The sequence below is a fragment of the Methylobacterium sp. J-076 genome (assembly GCF_022829405.1).
Lineage (GTDB): Bacteria > Pseudomonadota > Alphaproteobacteria > Rhizobiales > Beijerinckiaceae > Methylobacterium.
Genome location: NZ_JAKSXW010000090.1, coordinates 90,294 through 106,332 on the forward strand (window position 1 = coordinate 90,294; position 16,039 = coordinate 106,332).

At 68.7% G+C, this 16,039-nt stretch carries 17 protein-coding genes; 5 read left to right on the forward strand and 12 right to left on the reverse strand.

The window, feature by feature from the left end:
- Window positions 1–36: 36 nt before the first annotated feature.
- From MKK53_RS08035 to MKK53_RS08075, 9 genes are read right to left on the reverse strand one after another with little or no spacing between them, the layout of a single operon-like run.
- Complete coding sequence (locus MKK53_RS08035) at window positions 37–921, reverse strand: hypothetical protein (RefSeq protein ID WP_243928173.1); 885 nt, start codon at window positions 919–921, stop codon at window positions 37–39.
- Window positions 918–1,898 carry an HpcH/HpaI aldolase/citrate lyase family protein gene (locus MKK53_RS08040; RefSeq protein ID WP_243928174.1) on the reverse strand — a complete coding sequence of 327 codons (981 nt, stop codon included), beginning with the start codon at window positions 1,896–1,898 and terminating at the stop codon, window positions 918–920. Before MKK53_RS08040 ends, MKK53_RS08035 begins: the two co-directional genes overlap by 4 nt.
- 11 nt (window positions 1,899–1,909) lie before the next feature.
- Window positions 1,910–2,671 carry an ABC transporter ATP-binding protein gene (locus MKK53_RS08045; protein ID WP_243928175.1) on the reverse strand — a complete coding sequence of 254 codons (762 nt, stop codon included), beginning with the start codon at window positions 2,669–2,671 and terminating at the stop codon, window positions 1,910–1,912.
- Window positions 2,668–3,852, reverse strand: a complete 1,185-nt coding sequence (locus tag MKK53_RS08050) for an amino acid ABC transporter substrate-binding protein (RefSeq protein WP_313901535.1) — start codon at window positions 3,850–3,852, stop codon at window positions 2,668–2,670. Before MKK53_RS08050 ends, MKK53_RS08045 begins: the two co-directional genes overlap by 4 nt.
- A gap of 30 nt (window positions 3,853–3,882) precedes the next feature.
- A complete protein-coding gene (locus MKK53_RS08055; protein ID WP_243928177.1) occupies window positions 3,883–4,818 on the reverse strand; it encodes a hydroxymethylglutaryl-CoA lyase in 936 nt (311 codons plus the stop codon).
- Window positions 4,819–4,828: 10 nt separating this feature from the next.
- A complete protein-coding gene (locus MKK53_RS08060) occupies window positions 4,829–5,578 on the reverse strand; it encodes an ABC transporter ATP-binding protein (RefSeq protein ID WP_243928178.1) in 750 nt (249 codons plus the stop codon).
- A gap of 11 nt (window positions 5,579–5,589) precedes the next feature.
- Window positions 5,590–6,576, reverse strand: a complete 987-nt coding sequence (locus MKK53_RS08065; RefSeq protein ID WP_243928179.1) for a branched-chain amino acid ABC transporter permease — start codon at window positions 6,574–6,576, stop codon at window positions 5,590–5,592.
- On the reverse strand, window positions 6,573–7,442 hold the full coding sequence (locus MKK53_RS08070) for a branched-chain amino acid ABC transporter permease (RefSeq protein WP_243928180.1): 870 nt from the start codon (window positions 7,440–7,442) through the stop codon (window positions 6,573–6,575). Before MKK53_RS08070 ends, MKK53_RS08065 begins: the two co-directional genes overlap by 4 nt.
- A complete protein-coding gene (locus tag MKK53_RS08075; RefSeq protein ID WP_243928181.1) occupies window positions 7,439–8,695 on the reverse strand; it encodes a CaiB/BaiF CoA transferase family protein in 1,257 nt (418 codons plus the stop codon). Before MKK53_RS08075 ends, MKK53_RS08070 begins: the two co-directional genes overlap by 4 nt.
- Window positions 8,696–8,834: 139 nt before the next feature.
- Between MKK53_RS08075 and MKK53_RS08080 the strand changes: the two genes are divergently transcribed.
- Window positions 8,835–9,545 (forward strand): nitroreductase, encoded by a 711-nt coding sequence (locus tag MKK53_RS08080; RefSeq protein WP_243928182.1) that lies wholly within the window; start codon window positions 8,835–8,837, stop codon window positions 9,543–9,545.
- A gap of 14 nt (window positions 9,546–9,559) precedes the next feature.
- Here MKK53_RS08080 and MKK53_RS08085 read toward each other — a convergent pair whose 3' ends face one another.
- Genes MKK53_RS08085 through MKK53_RS08095 form a run of 3 tightly spaced genes read right to left on the reverse strand, consistent with a single transcriptional unit; the run spans window position 9,560 to window position 12,404 of the window.
- Window positions 9,560–10,261 carry a GntR family transcriptional regulator gene (locus MKK53_RS08085; RefSeq protein ID WP_243928183.1) on the reverse strand — a complete coding sequence of 234 codons (702 nt, stop codon included), beginning with the start codon at window positions 10,259–10,261 and terminating at the stop codon, window positions 9,560–9,562.
- A gap of 11 nt (window positions 10,262–10,272) precedes the next feature.
- Window positions 10,273–11,496 carry a CaiB/BaiF CoA transferase family protein gene (locus MKK53_RS08090; protein ID WP_243928184.1) on the reverse strand — a complete coding sequence of 408 codons (1,224 nt, stop codon included), beginning with the start codon at window positions 11,494–11,496 and terminating at the stop codon, window positions 10,273–10,275.
- A 32-nt stretch (window positions 11,497–11,528) separates the two neighbouring features.
- Window positions 11,529–12,404, reverse strand: a complete 876-nt coding sequence (locus MKK53_RS08095) for a 3-keto-5-aminohexanoate cleavage protein (protein WP_243928185.1) — start codon at window positions 12,402–12,404, stop codon at window positions 11,529–11,531.
- Window positions 12,405–12,646: 242 nt separating this feature from the next.
- On the opposite strand from MKK53_RS08095, the gene MKK53_RS08100 reads away from it, so the two are divergent.
- The 4 genes from MKK53_RS08100 to MKK53_RS08115 are packed head-to-tail and all read left to right on the forward strand — an operon-like array spanning window position 12,647 to window position 16,014.
- The gene (locus tag MKK53_RS08100) at window positions 12,647–13,627 is read left to right on the forward strand and encodes an ABC transporter substrate-binding protein (RefSeq protein ID WP_243928186.1); all 981 of its coding nucleotides are present in this window, start codon (window positions 12,647–12,649) and stop codon (window positions 13,625–13,627) included.
- 7 nt (window positions 13,628–13,634) lie between these two features.
- Window positions 13,635–14,474, forward strand: a complete 840-nt coding sequence (locus tag MKK53_RS08105) for an ABC transporter ATP-binding protein (protein ID WP_243928187.1) — start codon at window positions 13,635–13,637, stop codon at window positions 14,472–14,474.
- Window positions 14,471–15,220, forward strand: coding sequence for an ABC transporter permease (locus MKK53_RS08110; protein ID WP_243928188.1), 750 nt, complete (start codon window positions 14,471–14,473; stop codon window positions 15,218–15,220). Before MKK53_RS08105 ends, MKK53_RS08110 begins: the two co-directional genes overlap by 4 nt.
- Window positions 15,221–15,234: 14 nt before the next feature.
- Window positions 15,235–16,014: an ABC transporter permease gene (locus MKK53_RS08115; protein ID WP_243928189.1), complete on the forward strand. Its 780-nt coding sequence runs from the start codon at window positions 15,235–15,237 to the stop codon at window positions 16,012–16,014.
- The last annotated feature ends 25 nt before the right edge of the window (window positions 16,015–16,039 follow it).

The window sequence follows — 16,039 nt, forward strand, 5'->3', positions numbered from 1 at the left end:
CCGGTTCTACATGAGGCGTGGCCCGGGCGTCGCGCCTCATGTTCCGTTCGGTCGATCCTCCCGGGCTGGCGGCTGGCCAGCCGGCTGAGCGGCGACGAGCGTCTGCAGGGCTGTCCCCATGACGATCATGCGCCCGATCATCAGCCGAGTGAACGCCTCGATCACCGGCAGGGCCCGCCCGGTGGCCTCCGTCTCCAGGGATGGCACCCGGGCAGCGTGCCGGACGAGGCCCGCGGCGTGGCGCTGCCCGGCCTCGATCAGACGCCTTTGCTCAGCGGCCAGGAAGCCCGACCGGTGAAGGGGCAGGAGCGCCGTCCGTGCCATCGCGAGATAGGGGGGCCAGTGGGCGAGGTGGCGATAGAGGCTGGCGATAGCCTCGTTGTTGCCGAGGCGGCCGAAGCCGTCGAGATCCTGCACTAGACGCAGGACAGGCGGCGATAGCTCGCTCATGGCGAGAAGCCTCGGCGTCGGTTCCGGCGGAGCGGGCGCCGCCGGTACGGCAGCTGAGGCCGGGACGTCCTGTCCCTCGCCCTCGCCCCGCAGGACGGAGCGCGCCACCAGCATCGCCAGGAAGTTCAGACTGTTGGCGTGATTGTAGTTGGCGACCAAGCGCAGGATCGCGGTGCGGGCCTCTGCCTCGAGTCCCGCGGCGTCCCAGGCGTGTCCAGGTACCGGCTCGAGGTCGGGCAGGCGGACCATCCCACGCAGGTCGGCGGCCACCGCCGCGAGGTCCTGCGACGCGTAGAGCGGCTTCACCAGGGTCCAGGTCCAGGCGAGACCGCCGGGGATCGTGGCGAGGTTTCGCCAGATCAGGTTCACGAATGGGACGCCGAGGCTGGCTCGCAGATCCGCGAACATGGTCGCGGTCTCTCCCTGCGCGTCCTCCTCACGGATGGCGGGGATGGGATCGATGCCGGTCATCGGGTGCCCCGCCGCCCGTCGCGCTCGCGGATGGCCCGATGCCGGCCGAGGAGGATCGCGGCGAGCTTGGCATGGGCCATGTCGACCAGCAGGCCCCCGTGTCCCACCGCGCCCGCGCCCGCCGCAACGGAGCGGTTCAGGGCCTCCTCGATGCCCTCGGCGGCGGCCACCAGTTCGGGCGAGGGCGAGAACACCGCGTTGGCGATCGCCACCTGAGAGGGATGGATCGCCCACTTGCCCTCGAAGCCGAGCGCTGCGGCACGCTCGCAGGAATTCCGGTAGCCCTCCTCGTCCGCGAAGTTGGCGTAGGGGCCGTCGATCGGACGCAGGCCGTAGGCGCGGGCGGCGTTGGCGATACGAGCGAGGGCGAAGTGCCACTGGTCGTTCCAGTGTCGCTGAGGCGGTCCCTCCCCCTGGGTGCGCATCGCGTAGCCGGGGTTCGGCTGACCGAAGGCGGTGTCGAACGTGCGCATCTCGATGGAGTAGTCGCCGACCCCGAAGATCAAGGCTTCCAGCCGGCCGGAGGCGGCGGCGATCTCCTCGACATGGGCCACGCCCTTGGCGGTCTCGATCAGCACCTCGATTCCGACGCGCTTCGGCCTGGCATGCTCCCGCTCCAGGCCGGTCAGGAGTTGATCCACGAAGCGTACGTCGAAGGCGGATTCGGCCTTGGGCAGGAGGATCAAGTCGAGGCGGGGACAAGCGGACACCACGTCGATGATGTCGCGGTGTGCCCAGGGGGTGTCGAGCCCATTGATCCGCACCGCAAGTGTCTTGTCACCCCAGTCGAACTCGTCGAGAGCGAGGATCGCGGCGGCCCGCGCCGCGTCCTTACGCTCAGGGGCGACGGCGTCTTCCAAATCGAGAAACACCGCGTCGGCCGAGCCGGCAGCAGCTTTCGCGAAGAATTTCTCCGACGTCGCGGGGACCGCGAGTTCCGAGCGCTGCAGGCGGACGGGGTTCGAAGATTGAGGCATGGCGATCCGATTCAGGCGACGGCGTCGATCGTGCGCTCCAGGTCCTCCGGCACCTCCCCGAGGAACAGGCGCTTGACGTTCTCGTTGGCGAGCAGCGAACCCGCTTCGCCCTCGTAGGCGACCCGGCCCCCGTGCATGACGTAGCCCCGGTGGGCGATGGCCAGGGCGCGGGACGCCTTTTGCTCGACCATGATGACGGTGAGGCCGCTCGCGCACACCTCCGCGAGCTTGTCGAACACGACGTCCACGAGCTTCGGGGAGAGGCCGAGGGAGGGCTCGTCCAGAATGATCAGGCGCGGCTCGGTGATCAGCGCACGGGCGATGGCGAGCATCTGCTGCTCGCCACCGGACATGGTGCCGGCCTGCTGGCGCAGCCGGTTCCCGAGGATCGGGAACAGGGCGACGAGGCGCTCGATCGCGTGGGCGATGCGCGTCCGGTCGCCTCCCAGGATGTGTGCCCCGAGTTCGAGGTTGTCCCGCACGCTCATCTCCGGGATGACGATCCGCCCCTGCGGGACGTAGGCGAGGCCCCGTCCCAGGCGCAGGTGGGCCGCCTCACGGGTCACGTCGGTTCCATCGACGCGGACTGTCCCCGACCAGACCGGCAGCAGCCCCGCTGCCGCCTTGATGACCGTCGACTTGCCGGCCCCGTTGGAGCCGATGATCGCGCTCATCAGCCCCGTGGGGAAGCGCATCGAGACCTCGCGCACCACCGCCACGTCGCCGTAGCCCGTAGTGAGCGCCTCCAGTTCGAGGGGCGAGGCGGTGCTCATCGCTTGTCCCAGCCGGGCATGGGCAGCACTGCGTCGGCGGTCTTGAGATCGTCCGGCCAAACGATCTCGCGCTTACCCCCGCGGATCTGGTCGAGGAGCCCCTTCAGCCCGATCTGCACGTAGGTCTTCGGATCGACCTTGTGGTGTCCCATGACGCCGTCGGTCTCGAAGGTCGTCAGGGTTTCGCGGATCTTGTCCTGGTCGAAGCTGCCGGTCTTGGTCACCGCCCGTTCGAGCACCGTAGCACCTTGATACGAGAAGGCCGCGTAGTAGCCGGGCTCCGACTTGTACTTGGCCTTGTGGGCGGCGACGAACTCGGCATTGCCCTCGGTCTTGAGCACCGGCTCGTAGAGCGAGATGGCGATCACGTACTCGCCATCCTTTCCGGTGGCGGCGACGAAGTCGTCCTGCGCCGGGCCGTTGTGGATGAACATCTTGGGCAGGTAGTTCACCGCCCGGAACTGGCGGACCATCTCGATCGCCTCGTTGGGATAGCCGATGCCGATCCAGATGTCGGAATTCGCTTGACGGACACGGGCGATGTTGGACGAGTAATCGGTAGTCCCGGCGGGGAAGTACTCGACGGAATCTATCTTTAGGCCGTTCTCCGCCGCGATCTTCTCCAGCGCCTTGCTCATGTCGCGAGCGGCCGGGTAGTCCCGGGAAACGACGGCGATGGTTTTGAAGCCGTGCCGGGTCGCCATCGGCGCCACGCCGGAGACGTAGGCGCCGATGGCCGGCGCCGACTGGAATACGTACTTGAATCCGCGCAGGTGGATCGATTCCGAGGCGCCGCCCGCGTTGAGGAAAACGCGCTTGTGCTTCTCCGCCACTGCGCTCGCGGTGGCGCAGGAGGCCGAGCCCCACGGCGAGAGCAGAAGCTCGACCTTGTCGCCGGTGATCAGCCGCTCATAGAGTCGGGCGGCGGTCGCAGGGTCGCTGCGGTCGTCGTAGACCACAATCTCCACCGGTCGCCCGAGCAGGCCGCCCCTCGCGTTGATGCTCTCCTTCCAGAGGTCGACGCCGCGTTTGAACAACTCGCCTGAATCCGCGAGATTCCCGCTCTGGGAGACCGCGAAGCCCATCCGCAGGGGCTCAGCCGCCCGGGCGCGTGCCGTCCATCCGGTTGCCGCGAGTCCAATCAGGCCGGCGGTCGCGCTCCGGCGCGTGGGTGTCACCATGGTGTTCCTCCCCTCTCGTCTTCGACCGCTTCAGACGGCCTTGGGCTCGTTCAGGATATCCCAGCGCGTCAGGCCGGCGGCCGCGCGGCTTCGGGGTGCGATGTCGAGGATGCGGGCCACGTCGCGGGCGGCGGCCTGCACGGCTTTCGGATCGAGGCCTGTCGCGACACCCATGGCGTCGAGCATCGCAACGAGGTCCTCGGTCGGGATGTTGCCCACCGACCCGAGTTGCCCCGGCATGGCGATGCCGCCGCCCAGTCCGCAGACCGCGCTTTCGATGAAGGCGGCGCCGGCATCCAGCGCCGCCAGGATGTTCGCCGACGCCATCCCGGCGAGGTCGTGGACGTGGTAGCCGAAGGTGCAGTCGGGATGGGCGTCGGTGAGCCGGCCGAAGACGCGGCCGACCTGCCGGGGATCCTCCAGGCCGGCGGAGCCCGCGATGTAGAAGCGGCGGATGCCGGCGTTGCGGAGGCGCCCGACCAGCGCCACCGTCCGGTCGTCGGGGATCGCCCCTTCGTAGGTGCACCATAGGGCGACACCCACCGCCATGACGAAGCCGAGCCCCGCCGCATCGGCGATGCGGAAGGCGGAAGCCGCCTCGGAGACGGCCTCGTCCTGCGTCATGTTCTGGTTCTTGCGCAGGTAGGTCTCGCTCACCGTGATGAGGCCGAGGAGTTCATCGAGCCCTGCCCCCCGCGCACGCTCGGCACCTCGGGCGTTCGGGACGAGGGCGCGGTAGATGGTGCCGGGCCGACGGCGGATGCGGGCACAGACCTCCTCGGCATCCCGCAGCGCTGGAATGACGCGGGGATGGACGAAGCCCGTCACCTCGATCACCGGAAAACCCGCCTCGCTCAGGCGGTCGACCATCGCCACCTTGGCCTCGGTTCCGATCCACCGCCCAAGGCTCTGGAGACCGTCGCGCGGTGCCACTTCGGAAACAAGGACGCGGTCGGGGATCCGCATGGGCGCCACCTCAGAAATACGCTTCGGCGACGGCCGGATCGGCCCGCACGGCCTCCGGCGCACCGCGCGCGATCACCCGCCCCTCGGCGAGCACATAGAGTTCGTCGCAGACCTCCAGGACGATGCGCATCTCGTGGTCGATGAAGAACAGGGTCAGGCCATTGCGGCGCAGGGCGTCCAGATGCTCGACGATCCGGTTCTGCAGGCGCGGATTGATGCCGGCGAAGGGCTCGTCGAGGAGCATCAGGGTCGGTTCGAGCATCAGCGCCCGGGCGATCTCCACGAGCTTGCGCTGGCCGTAACTCAGCTCGGAGCCCCACTTGTCGCGCAGGCCGGCGATCTCAAGGAAGTCGAGAAGCTCCCTCGCCCGCTCGACCGCCTCCACGTCGCTCTTGCCGTGGGCGATGGCGACGAGGTTCTCCAGCACCGTCATCTCGGAGAAGAGCCGGCTGATCTGGAAGGTCCGCCCGACCCCCTCACGGCAGACCTGTGCCGGCCCGTGCCGGGTCGTGTCGCGGCCGTTGATGCGCACCCGGCCACCATCCGGCGGAAGCGCACCCGCCACGATGTTGAACAGGGTCGACTTGCCCGAGCCGTTGGGGCCGATCACCCCGGTGATCGAGCCGCGCCGGACTTCGAGACTCGCCGCATCGAGGGCGATTCGGCCGCCGAAGCGTTTCGACACGCCCTCGACGACGAGGATGTCGTCCCGGAGGCCGGGGGCGGTGCTCCGCGGGGCGGCCAGCGTCAGGGTGCTCATCGCGGGCGGCCTCACTCTGCCGGGGTCCGGGCGGGGGAGGCCGCCGGGACGGGGCGGGCGGCATCCGCCAGCCGGCGCAGGCCGGCGCGGGGCGCTGAGACCCAGCGCCAGCGCCTTTTGGCGAAGGCGTTGACGATACCGCGGGGCATGAACAGCACCGCGCCGAGGATGATGATGCCGACGAGCCCGAGGTAGAGTTCAGGGAAGCGCGACCACAGCAGTTCGTTGACGACGGACAGCACCACCGCACCGACAAGCGGCCCAAGCACGGTGCCGAGCCCGCCGAGCAGCACCATCGCGATGGTGGTCAGTTCGGTCATCGGCGCGAAAGCGGTCGCGGGATCGATGAACGCGAGATAGCTGGCGTACAGCGCTCCCACCGCGCCGGGGGCGGCGGCGGAGATCATGAAGGCCGTGATCTTGAGCCGCGTCGTACGCACGCCGAGCGCCTCGGCCGCCGTCTCATCCTCGCGGATGGCGAGGAGTTGCAGGCCGAATCGGGCATTGTCGAGCCGGTGGGTGAAGGCGATGAGCGCCAGGGCGATGGCCGCCAGGACGGCATAGATCGGCGTCAGGTCCGTGGGCGTGAGGTAGAGGCCGGTGCCGCCCTGGGTGATACCGTCGAAGCCGAGAGCGAAATTCTCTCCGACGCGTGCCAATCCGTACATGCCGATGGCGAAGAACGAGCCCTTGAGCCGCAGCATCGCGCTGCCGAGCGCCAGTGCGAGGGCGATGGCGGCGAGGCTTGCGGCGGCCGCCGCCGCCAGCCAGTGCCAGCCCGCGCCCACGAGCAGGGCGCCGACATAGGCGCCGAGCCCGAAGAAGGCGACCTGACCGAAATGGGTGTAGCCTGCGTAGCCGCCGATGATGTTCCACGAGTAGGCGAGCGACGTGAACATCAGGAGCTGGATGGTGAAGGACAGAGCGTAGTCGCTGCCGACGAAGGGCAGGACGGCCAGAAGCGCGACGAGCGCCAGGAGGAGGGCGAGCGTCTTCATACGCGCACCTGCGCGCCGAACAGGCCGCGGGGCCGGATGAGGAGGACAGCGAGCATGACGAGGTAGAGCATCGCCGAGCCGATCACCTGCCCGATGGCATAGCCGCCGAATACTTCGAGGATGCCGAGCAGCATGGCCGCCGCGATCGCGCCGGGATAGCTGCCCATGCCGCCCACGATGATCACCGCGAAGGCTTTGATCAGGAAGCGCGAGCCGAGCTGCGCGTCCGAGGCGAAGGTCGGGGCCATCAGCACGCCGGCGAGCCCTGCCATGGCCGAGCCCAGCGCGAAGGTGATGTTTCGGACCCGCTCGACCGAGATGCCGGAGATGATGGCGAGTTCCGGCGCCTGCGCGACGGAGCGGATCGCCCGGCCTGTGCGCGTGGCCCGAAGGAAGATCCACACGCCGAGGCTCGTGCCCACCGCCACCGCGAAGGCCACGAGACGGGACTGGGACACGTCGACCCCCGCCACCCGCACCGAACCGGCCAGGATGCCCGGCAGGCCCCGATACCCGCCGCCCCAGATCAGGATCGCGACGTTCACAAGCACCGTCGAGACGGCATAAGTGGCGAGCAGGGACATGATCAGAGGCGCATCCACCAGACGCCGGATCACCACCTTCTGCAGGACGAGACCCGCCAGCGCGGCTCCGGCCGGCACGATCAGCAGGGCGGCCCAGTAGGGCATCTGCGCCCCCGCCACGAGGGAGACCGTCACCAGCGCCCCGATCGCCAGAAATTCGCCATGGGCGAAGTTGATGACGCGCATCACCCCGAAGATCAGGTTCAGGCCGCCCGCCATCAGGGCATAGAGCCCCCCGAGCAGGATCCCGCCCACGAGGAGTTCGAGGACGGGGACGTTCACTGCGCCGCCTCCGCCGCCGGGGCGGGCCCGTCGAGGGCGATCCCCGCCTCGGCAAGCTCCGCTTCCGTGTAGCCGAGCTGGCCGACCAGCACCGCGCGGTTGTGCTCGCCGAGCCGTGGGCCAGGCGCCGCGATCTCGCCCGGCGTGCGCGAGAACTTGCCGACCACGTTCTGCATCCGCAGCTGGCCTCCGAGTTCGGGATCGTCGAGGGAAACGATGTTCTCACGCGCCTGGACGTGCGGGTCGTCCACGATGTCGGCCACCGTGTTCACCGGGGCGGCCGTGGCGCCGATCTCGATGAAGGTGGACAGCAGATCGTCCCGGTCGAAGCGTTCGATCGCCGCCTGGAGATGCTCGTCGAGGACGGCCGCGTTCACGAGCCGGGCGCGGTTGGTCGCGAAGCGAGAATCCTCCACGAGGGCCGGTACGCCGAGCGCCGCGCAGATGCGCACGAAGGTCGACTGTGCACTGCCCGCAATGGCGACGTACTGCCCGTCCTTGGTACGGTAGGTGTTGCGCGGCGCTGTGAAAGGCAGCCGCGAGCCCGAGCGCTGCTGCACGAGGCCGAGCTGGTCGTAGTTCACGACCTGCGGGCCGAGCAGTGTCAGCAGGGTTTCGTAGATCGCAAGATCGATCACTTGGCCTCGCCCGCTGCGCTTGGCCTCGTGCAGGGCGGTGACGGTAAGGAAGGCGGCCATCAGGCCGGTGGTGGAATCGGCGAGCCCGAAGCCCGGTAGGAGTGGCGGCCGGTCCGGTTCGCCGTTGATCGCCACGAACCCGGCATAGGCCTCGGCAAGCGTCCCGAAGCCCGGCCGCGGGCTGTGTGGCCCCGTCTGGCCCCAGCCGGTAACGCGGACCATGACGAGGCGCGGGTTGATCGCGCTGAGCACGTCGTAGCCGAGCCCCCACTTCTCTAGGGTGCCGGTGCGGTAGTTCTCGACGATCACGTCGGCGTCGCGCACGAGGCGCTTGACCGTCTCGGCGCCGAAGGGCGTGCGCAGGTCGAGGGTGATCGAGCGCTTCCCCCGGTTCAGGACCTTGTAATACAGCCCGACCCCGTCCCGGTTCTCGCCCCAGTGCCGGACCTCGTCGCCGTGCTCGGGGCGCTCGACTTTCAGGACATCTGCCCCGAAATCGGCGAGGAACATCGAGCACATGGGTGCCGCGAGGAAATTCGAGATGTCCAGGATCTTGAAGCCGGCGAGCGGCTTTACGACGTCGGGATTGCCCCCGGCGGCTTTGATCTCGCTCATGCGCTTCCTCTACGTGCTCCCGTTATATTTAAGGAATACACAATATTTACTTGATTTATCTACGAAATTAACCGTATGATAGTCTTTTAAATCATTCAAGCGCCTCCTCATTGCCGGCGCTGATTTTGGGAGGATGCGGATGGGCGGGACCAGCGCGGCGCAGGGCGAGACGGCCGGCTTCGAGGTCGTGGTCCGGGCGATCGAGGGACGTATGAGCGTACGCGGCTTCCTCGACCGCCCGGTCGACCGGGGCATTGTCGAGCGGCTGCTGGCACTGGCCGCGAGGGCCCCGAGCGGCAGCAACATTCAGCCGTGGAAGGCCCATGTCGTGACAGGCGCGGCCCTCGCCCGCCTGACCATCGCTTTGTCGGCCGCCCATTTCGCGGGGGAGCCGGAGGCGCGGGAATACGAGTACTACCCGTTGACGTGGCGCGCCCCCTACCTCGACCGCCGCCGCCGGGTCGGCTGGCAGCTTTACGAACTGACCGGCGTCGCCCGAGGCGACCGGGAGGCGTCGCTGCGGCAGCGCGGACGCAACTACAGCTTCTTCGGTGCGCCCGTGGGTCTCGTCTTCACCATCGACCGGGACCTGGAGCAGGGCAGCTGGATCGATTACGGCATGTTCCTGCAGACCCTGATGATCGCTGCGCGGGCTGCGGGCCTCGACACTTGTCCCCAAGCGGCCATCGCGAGCTATCCGGGCATCGTGCGCCGGGAACTCGGCGTCGGCGGGGACGAGATGGTGGTCTGCGGCATGGCGCTCGGCCACCGGGACCCGGACGAGCCCGCCAACGCCCTGCGCTCCGAGCGCGCCCCGGTCGCGGAATTCACGACCTTCCACGGGGAGTGAGCGCAGGGCCCGGTTCATTCGGCGGCCCCCGCCAAGTCCTGGGCCGGTCCGTGCGCCGGATGGAGGGAGGTGAGGATGTCCTCGCCGGCCTCGAAGACGTGCTCGCGCATCAGGAACTCGGCCCGCGTGCCCTGCCGGGCGAGGATGCACTCGCCGATGCGCCGATGGTGGCCGTTGTACTTGCGCAGCAACACCGGGTCGTAGGAGGCGAGGACCGGCGGGTAGACGCCGGGGATCCGCTGCACGGTCTGGAGCGCCGGACCGATGAACCGGTTGTCGGCGGCCTCGATGATCGTTTTGTGGAACACGGCGTTGTTGGCCCGCCACGCCTCCCTGGCCCCGTCGTCGAGGGGGGCGTCGCCGGAGAGGACCCGGGCATCCGTGTCGATCGTCTCGGCGATGCGGCGGGCGGCCTCCGGAGAGAGCCCGCGCTCGGCGGCCTTGCGGGCAGCGAGACCTTCGATCTGCGCCCGCATCTCGAAGGCGGCGGCGATGTCCTCCCCGGCGAAGGGCCGCACCACGTAGCCGCGGTTGGGGCTGTATTCGAGGAGCCCGTCCTTCTCGTTGGCGGCCAGCGCCAGCCGGACGGGAGTGCGCGAGGCGCCGAACAGCTGGGCGAGCTGCACCTCGCGCAGGTGCTGGCCCGCTTGGAATTCCCCCGCGAGGATCATGTCGCGCAGCCGCGCGCTTAGCGCCTGTGCGATGGGCTGGGTCATCGGGCCCGCACCTAGACGACGCCGCGGCTGCGCAGGTCGGCGACCTGTTCAGGCGTCAGACCGAGCCACTCGCCGTAGGCCGTCTCGGTGTGCTCACCAAGCGTCGGCCCGAGCCAGCGCACCGCGCCGGGCGTGCCGGTCAGGGTCGGAACGACGTTCGGGATCGCGATTTCCCCGATGCGGGGATCCTCGACCCGCAGGATGTTGCCGCGGGCAGCGTAGTGCGGGTCCTCGAAGATCTCGTCGATGCCGTAGACCGGGCCGCAGGGCACCTCGGCCTCGGAGCAGCGCGACAGCGCCTCGTCGCGGGTCATGGTCGAGGTCCAGTCAGCGATCATGCCGTTGACCGCGCCCCGGCTCTTCAGACGCGCCGCGTTGGTGGCGTAGCGCGGGTCCTCCACGAGGTCGGGCCGCTCCATCAGCGTGGCGAGGCGACCGAAGATGCGGTCGTTGGTGCAGGCGATGGCGATCCAGCGGTCGTCGCTGGTCGGGAAGTGGCTGTGAGGCACGACGATGGGCGTCTCGGCCCCGTCCCGGCGGCGGACGTAGCCGCCCTTCTGGTAGGCGGGGGCGACCTCGTCGAGGATGCGGAAGATGCCGTCGTAGAGGGCGACGTCGATCACTTGGCCTTTGCCGTCCCGGTCGCGGGCGCGCAGCGCCAGCTGCACCGCGTAGGCACCGAACAGCCCGGCCATGTAATCCGAGAGGGTGGCTGAACCCGGCTGGGCCGGCGGCCGGTCGGCCTCGCCCGAGAGGAAGGAGATCCCCCCGAAGGCATTGGCGATGCGGCCGAAGCAGGGGCGGTTGGCATAGGGACCGTTCTGCCCGTAGCCGGAAATGCGCAGCAGGACGATTTTCGGGTTCACCGCCCTCAGCTCGTCCCAGCCGATCCCCCACTTCTCCAGTGTGCCGGCCTGGAAGTTCTCGCAAACCACGTCGGCCTGGGCGACGAGGCGCTTGAACAGGTCGACGCCCTCGGGCTTGCGCAGATCGAGGGTGACGGAACGCTTGTTGCGAGCCTCGCTCAGCCACACGAAGGTGTCGCCGGCCTCGCTCGGGGTGCCGAGGCGGCGGGCATGATCGCCGACATTCGGCAACTCGACCTTCAGCACGTCGGCCCCGTGCTCGGCCATCAAGGTCGCGGCGAAGGGCGCGGCGATGAAGGTGCCGATGTCGAGCACCTTCAGACCGGTCAGAGCGCCGTCGCGGGACGTGGTGACCTTAGCCTCGCTCATATCCTGTCCTCAAAACCTGTTCGTAAATGGGTTCAGCGCGGGTCGAGCCCGAGGATGCGCCGGGCCTCGTCCGGGGTGGCGACCGCCCGGCCGCAGGCGCGGGCGATTTCCACGATCCGCGTGACCAGCTCTGCGTTCGTCGGGGTGCCGAGTTCGGCATAGGTGTGGTCGCCGATGCCGATCGAGACATGGCCGCCGAGCTGGATTGCCTGCGCCGCAGTGGCGAACAGGTTGCCGGGCTTGGCCGAGACCGACCAGACGATGTTTCGCGGCGGGAGGCAGTCGAGATAGGCCCGCAGCCCTGCGGGCGTCGGCGGGTGGGCACCGAATTGTCCGCCGCCGCTGTGAATCAGCAGGGCGAAGACCGGCTCCGGCAGCAGGCCCATATCGACGAACGCGTCGATGGTGCGCACGAACGGCACGCTCCAGCAGGCGATCACCGGGCGGACTCCGACTTCCTGGAAGGCTTTCAGCAGGAAGGTCAGCGTGCGGGTCGAGTTGACGTAGGCCTTATCCTGCGAGGTAAAGCTCTTCGTCTCGTAATCGTAGATGTCGATGTTGGTGCTGCCGAGATCGACTGAGCCGAATTCCGGCTTCAGCCCGTCGGCGACGAGGCGCGGGATGTGCGCCACCCGGGCCTCGTCGCCCTTGATCGTGATCTGGCCGAGTGTCGGGTGGACGATGAGCCGGCTCGCCTCGCGGATCGCTCGGATCGAGTCCCGGTAACGCTCGTAGGCATGGGCGGGGGCGCCGTCGTCGTCCCGGGCATGGAAATGGATCATCGAGGCGCCGGCCGCCTCGACCGCGGCGGCGTCGCGGGCGAGTTCCGCGGGCGTGAACGGCACATTCGGGTTCACGTCCCGGGGCATGTACTCGTTGGCGCGCACCTCGATGATGAGCTTGTCCATCGCCGCTCCGCGTTCCCTCCGCCGCGCGGCTCGTATCGGCCGCATCGGTCAGGTTGTATGCAATCTCATTATCAGGCGGCTATGACAAGCTGGTCCGAGTGTCAAAATCGGTGATTTGATCGCCTATTGCATGCAAACAGAGGGCGTGTCAGGTTTCTTGCCGACGGTAGGCATCAGACCCGCCGCACAGCCGCGCGGACGCGGCACGGCCCCGAATCGTCGGCCGGACATGGGAGGAAGCGATGCTCGCAGGCTGGCGCCGTATGGCTGCCGTTACGCTCGCGCTCGGCACGGGCCTTGCCGCCCGTGCCGCCCCCGCGGCCGAGATCACCGTGACCCATTACGGCGTGTCGATGTACGGCGTGCCCTACGCGGTCGCGAAGGCGAAGGATGCCTTCAAGGCCGCCGGCATAGAGACACCAGGCTTCCTCACCTCTCAGGGCGGCGGCACCAGTGTGCGCAATGCGCTGGCCTCTGACCTTCCCTACGGTGAAGTCGCGACCTCGGCGGCCATCGCCGCGATCAAGCAGGGCCTGCCGATCCGGATCGTCAATTCCGCCGTGAACACGGTGGGCGACATCCTCTGGATCGCCCGGAAGGATGACGACCGGGTCAAGCGCCCCGAAGACCTCAACGGCCTCGCCGTCGGCTACTCCTCACCCAAGGGAGGGACCGACACGGTGCTCTCCGAGATCATCCGAGTGACGGGGGTGAAGGTCGACAAGCGCGCGGTCGGCGGTGTGGGCCCGAGCCTCACCGCCCTGCGGGAGAAGGGGGTCGACGTGGCCTGGACCCAGGAGCCGATCTGGAGCCGGGAGAAGGGCAATTACCGCCTGCTGTTCAACTCTGCCGATTTCATTCCGAAGATTTCGCAGACGGTCGGCATCGTGCGCACCGACTTCCTCGAAAAGCACCCTGACCTTGTCCGAGCAATCATCGAGGCCCGCCGCCGCGGGGTCGATGCCATTTACGCCGATCCGAACGCCGCAGCCGCTATCGCGGCGAAGGAGTTCCGGATGGAGCCTGAGAACTTTCGCGAGGCGGTCCAGAACGTCCTGACCGTGAAGGGCGTGAACTACTGGAGCCGGGGCGACATCGATTACGAGGGCCTCGAGACCTCCCTGCGGACATTGCAGAGCGTCGGGGCGGTCGACGACAAGCCGATCGACTGGGCGAAGGTCGTCTCGGAGGTCGCCCTGCCCGACGACCTGAAGCGCAAGTGAGGCGGCGATGGGCCTGCATGCGCAGATCCCCCTCGGCGAGCCCGTGACGGCGCAGGCGGCGCACGTGGCCGTTCGCGGCCTGACGCGGATCTTCCCCGGCGCCAACGGACGGCCGCCGCTTCAGGCGCTGGGCCCCCTGGATCTCGACCTCGCGCCGGGCGAGTTCTTCTCCGTGGTCGGGCCTTCGGGTTGCGGCAAGTCCACCCTCCTCGACATCCTAGCCGGGCTCTCCCCGGCTAGCGCGGGCAGCGTCACCTTCGAGGGAAAGCCGGTCGCGGACACGGTCCCGGATGGGGTCGGGGTCGTGTTCCAGGAGGATTCGAGCTTCCCCTGGCTCAGCGTGTTCGACAACGCCGCCTTCGGGCTGCGCCGGCTGAAGACGCCCGAGGCCCAACTGCGCCCGCGCGTGGAAGAGGCGCTCGCCCTCATCGGCCTGTCGGACTTCGCGAGCGCCTTCCCAGCGCAACTCTCCGGCGGAATGCGCCAGCGGGTCTGCATCGCCCGCACCCTGGTAATGCGCCCCCGTCTGATCCTTCTCGATGAGCCCTTCGGCGCCCTCGATCAGCAGACGAAGCTCCTCATGGGCGACGAGTTGCTTCGCCTGTGGCGCGAGACCGGCGCCACGATCCTCCTCATCACGCATTCTCTCGACGAGGCGGCGTTGCTCTCCGACCGGATCGGCGTGATGTCCGCCCGGCCCGGCCGGTTCATCGACGTGATCGAGACCGGCTGGGCCCGCGATCGCGACAGCCGCCTCGCCGCAGATCCTGGCTTCGGCGCGATCACCGCGCGGATCTGGCGGCAATTGCGTGAGGAATCCCTCAAGGCGATGCGGGCCGCGCCGTGACCCGGGCCGGGCTCCTTCGCACTGGCATCATCGCCGCCGCGCTCGGCGCCCTGGAGGCGGCCTGCCGCCTGGGCGCCATCGACCGGTTCAGTCTCTCGCCTCCGAGCGAGATGGCCACCTCCGCGCTGCGCATCCTCACCTCCGGCGAGTACACCCGCGACATCCTCGTCACCTTCGCGACGGTGGCGGGCGCGGCCCTCCTCTCCGTCGTCGCAGGCTTCGCGCTGGGCGTGCTGCTCTACCGGCTGCCCCGGCTCAAGCGGGCCGCCGACCCGTTCCTGGCGAGCTACTACGCAGTGCCGTCCTTCATCTTCTATCCTCTGTTCATCGTGCTGTTCGGGCTGAACCGTTGGCCCCTCGTGGCGGTAGCCTTCGTGTTCGCGTTCGTGGCGATGGCCATCGCCTCCGTCGACGGCTTCCTGAGCGTGCGCCCGATCCTGCTGCGCACGGCGGCAAGCCTGCGCTTGACGCGCATGGAGACGCTGCGCCACGTCATCCTGCCGGCCGCCGCGCCCTACCTCTTCACAGGCGTCAAGCTCACGATCGTCTACGCCTTCATCGGCGTCGTTGCGGGGGAGTTCATCCTCTCGGGCTCCGGTCTCGGCTACCGGATCGCCTTCGCCTACCAGAGCTTCGAGACGGCCACGATGTACGGCCTGATGCTGATTCTGATCTGCGCGGTCGTCACCGTGAACATGCTGCTGTGGTCGCACGAGAAGCGGCTCCACGCGCGCCTGACCCGCTGAGGAGGTTCCCCGTGATGCCCGCGGCCAAGCCTCTCAAGACCGGTCGCATCGCCGGGCCTCTGGATACCGTCGTCCTCGTGGGCGCCTCCGCCGCGCTCTGGGCACTGGCCGCGCGCTGGGTCGGCCCGCAGGTCCTCACCGGCCCCGTCGAGACGATCGGCTATCTCGGCGGGCTCTTCGCGGATCCCGAGTTCCGGGCGAGTGTCTGGGAGACGACCAGGGCCTTCTCGCTGGCGCTGGCCATCGCCTGGGCGAGCGGACTGGCGATCGGCATGATGCTGGGTGCCCACCGCCTGACCGGCGAGGTCGCGGAACCTATCCTGACGGCGCTCTACTCGATCCCGAAGATCACCCTTTACCCGGTGATCCTGCTGTTCTTCGGCCTCGGCATGCCCGCGCGGGTCGCCTTCGGCGCCATCCACGGGATCGTGCCGGTCGCCCTGTTCACCATGGCCGCGGTCCGGGGCGTGCGGCCGGTCTATTTCCGGACCGCGCGTTCGCTCCGGCTCGGCCCCTTGGCGACCGCCCGCCACATCATTCTGCCCGCCTGCCTGCCCGGCATCGTCTCCGGCCTGCGGATCGGCTTCTCCCTGACCCTCCTCGGCACGCTGATCGGCGAGATGTTCGCCTCGCAACGAGGTCTCGGACACATGGTGATCCGGGCCATGGAGACGAACGACGTCCGTCTGCTGATCGCCCTCGCCCTGTTCCTCGTCACTGTCGCGACCGGGGCGGGCGCGCTGCTCCTGGCCGTCGACAGGCGCGTGGCCCGGCTCGGTGCGGGCCGGGGCTGACAGACTAACCATCAAGGACTCCCGG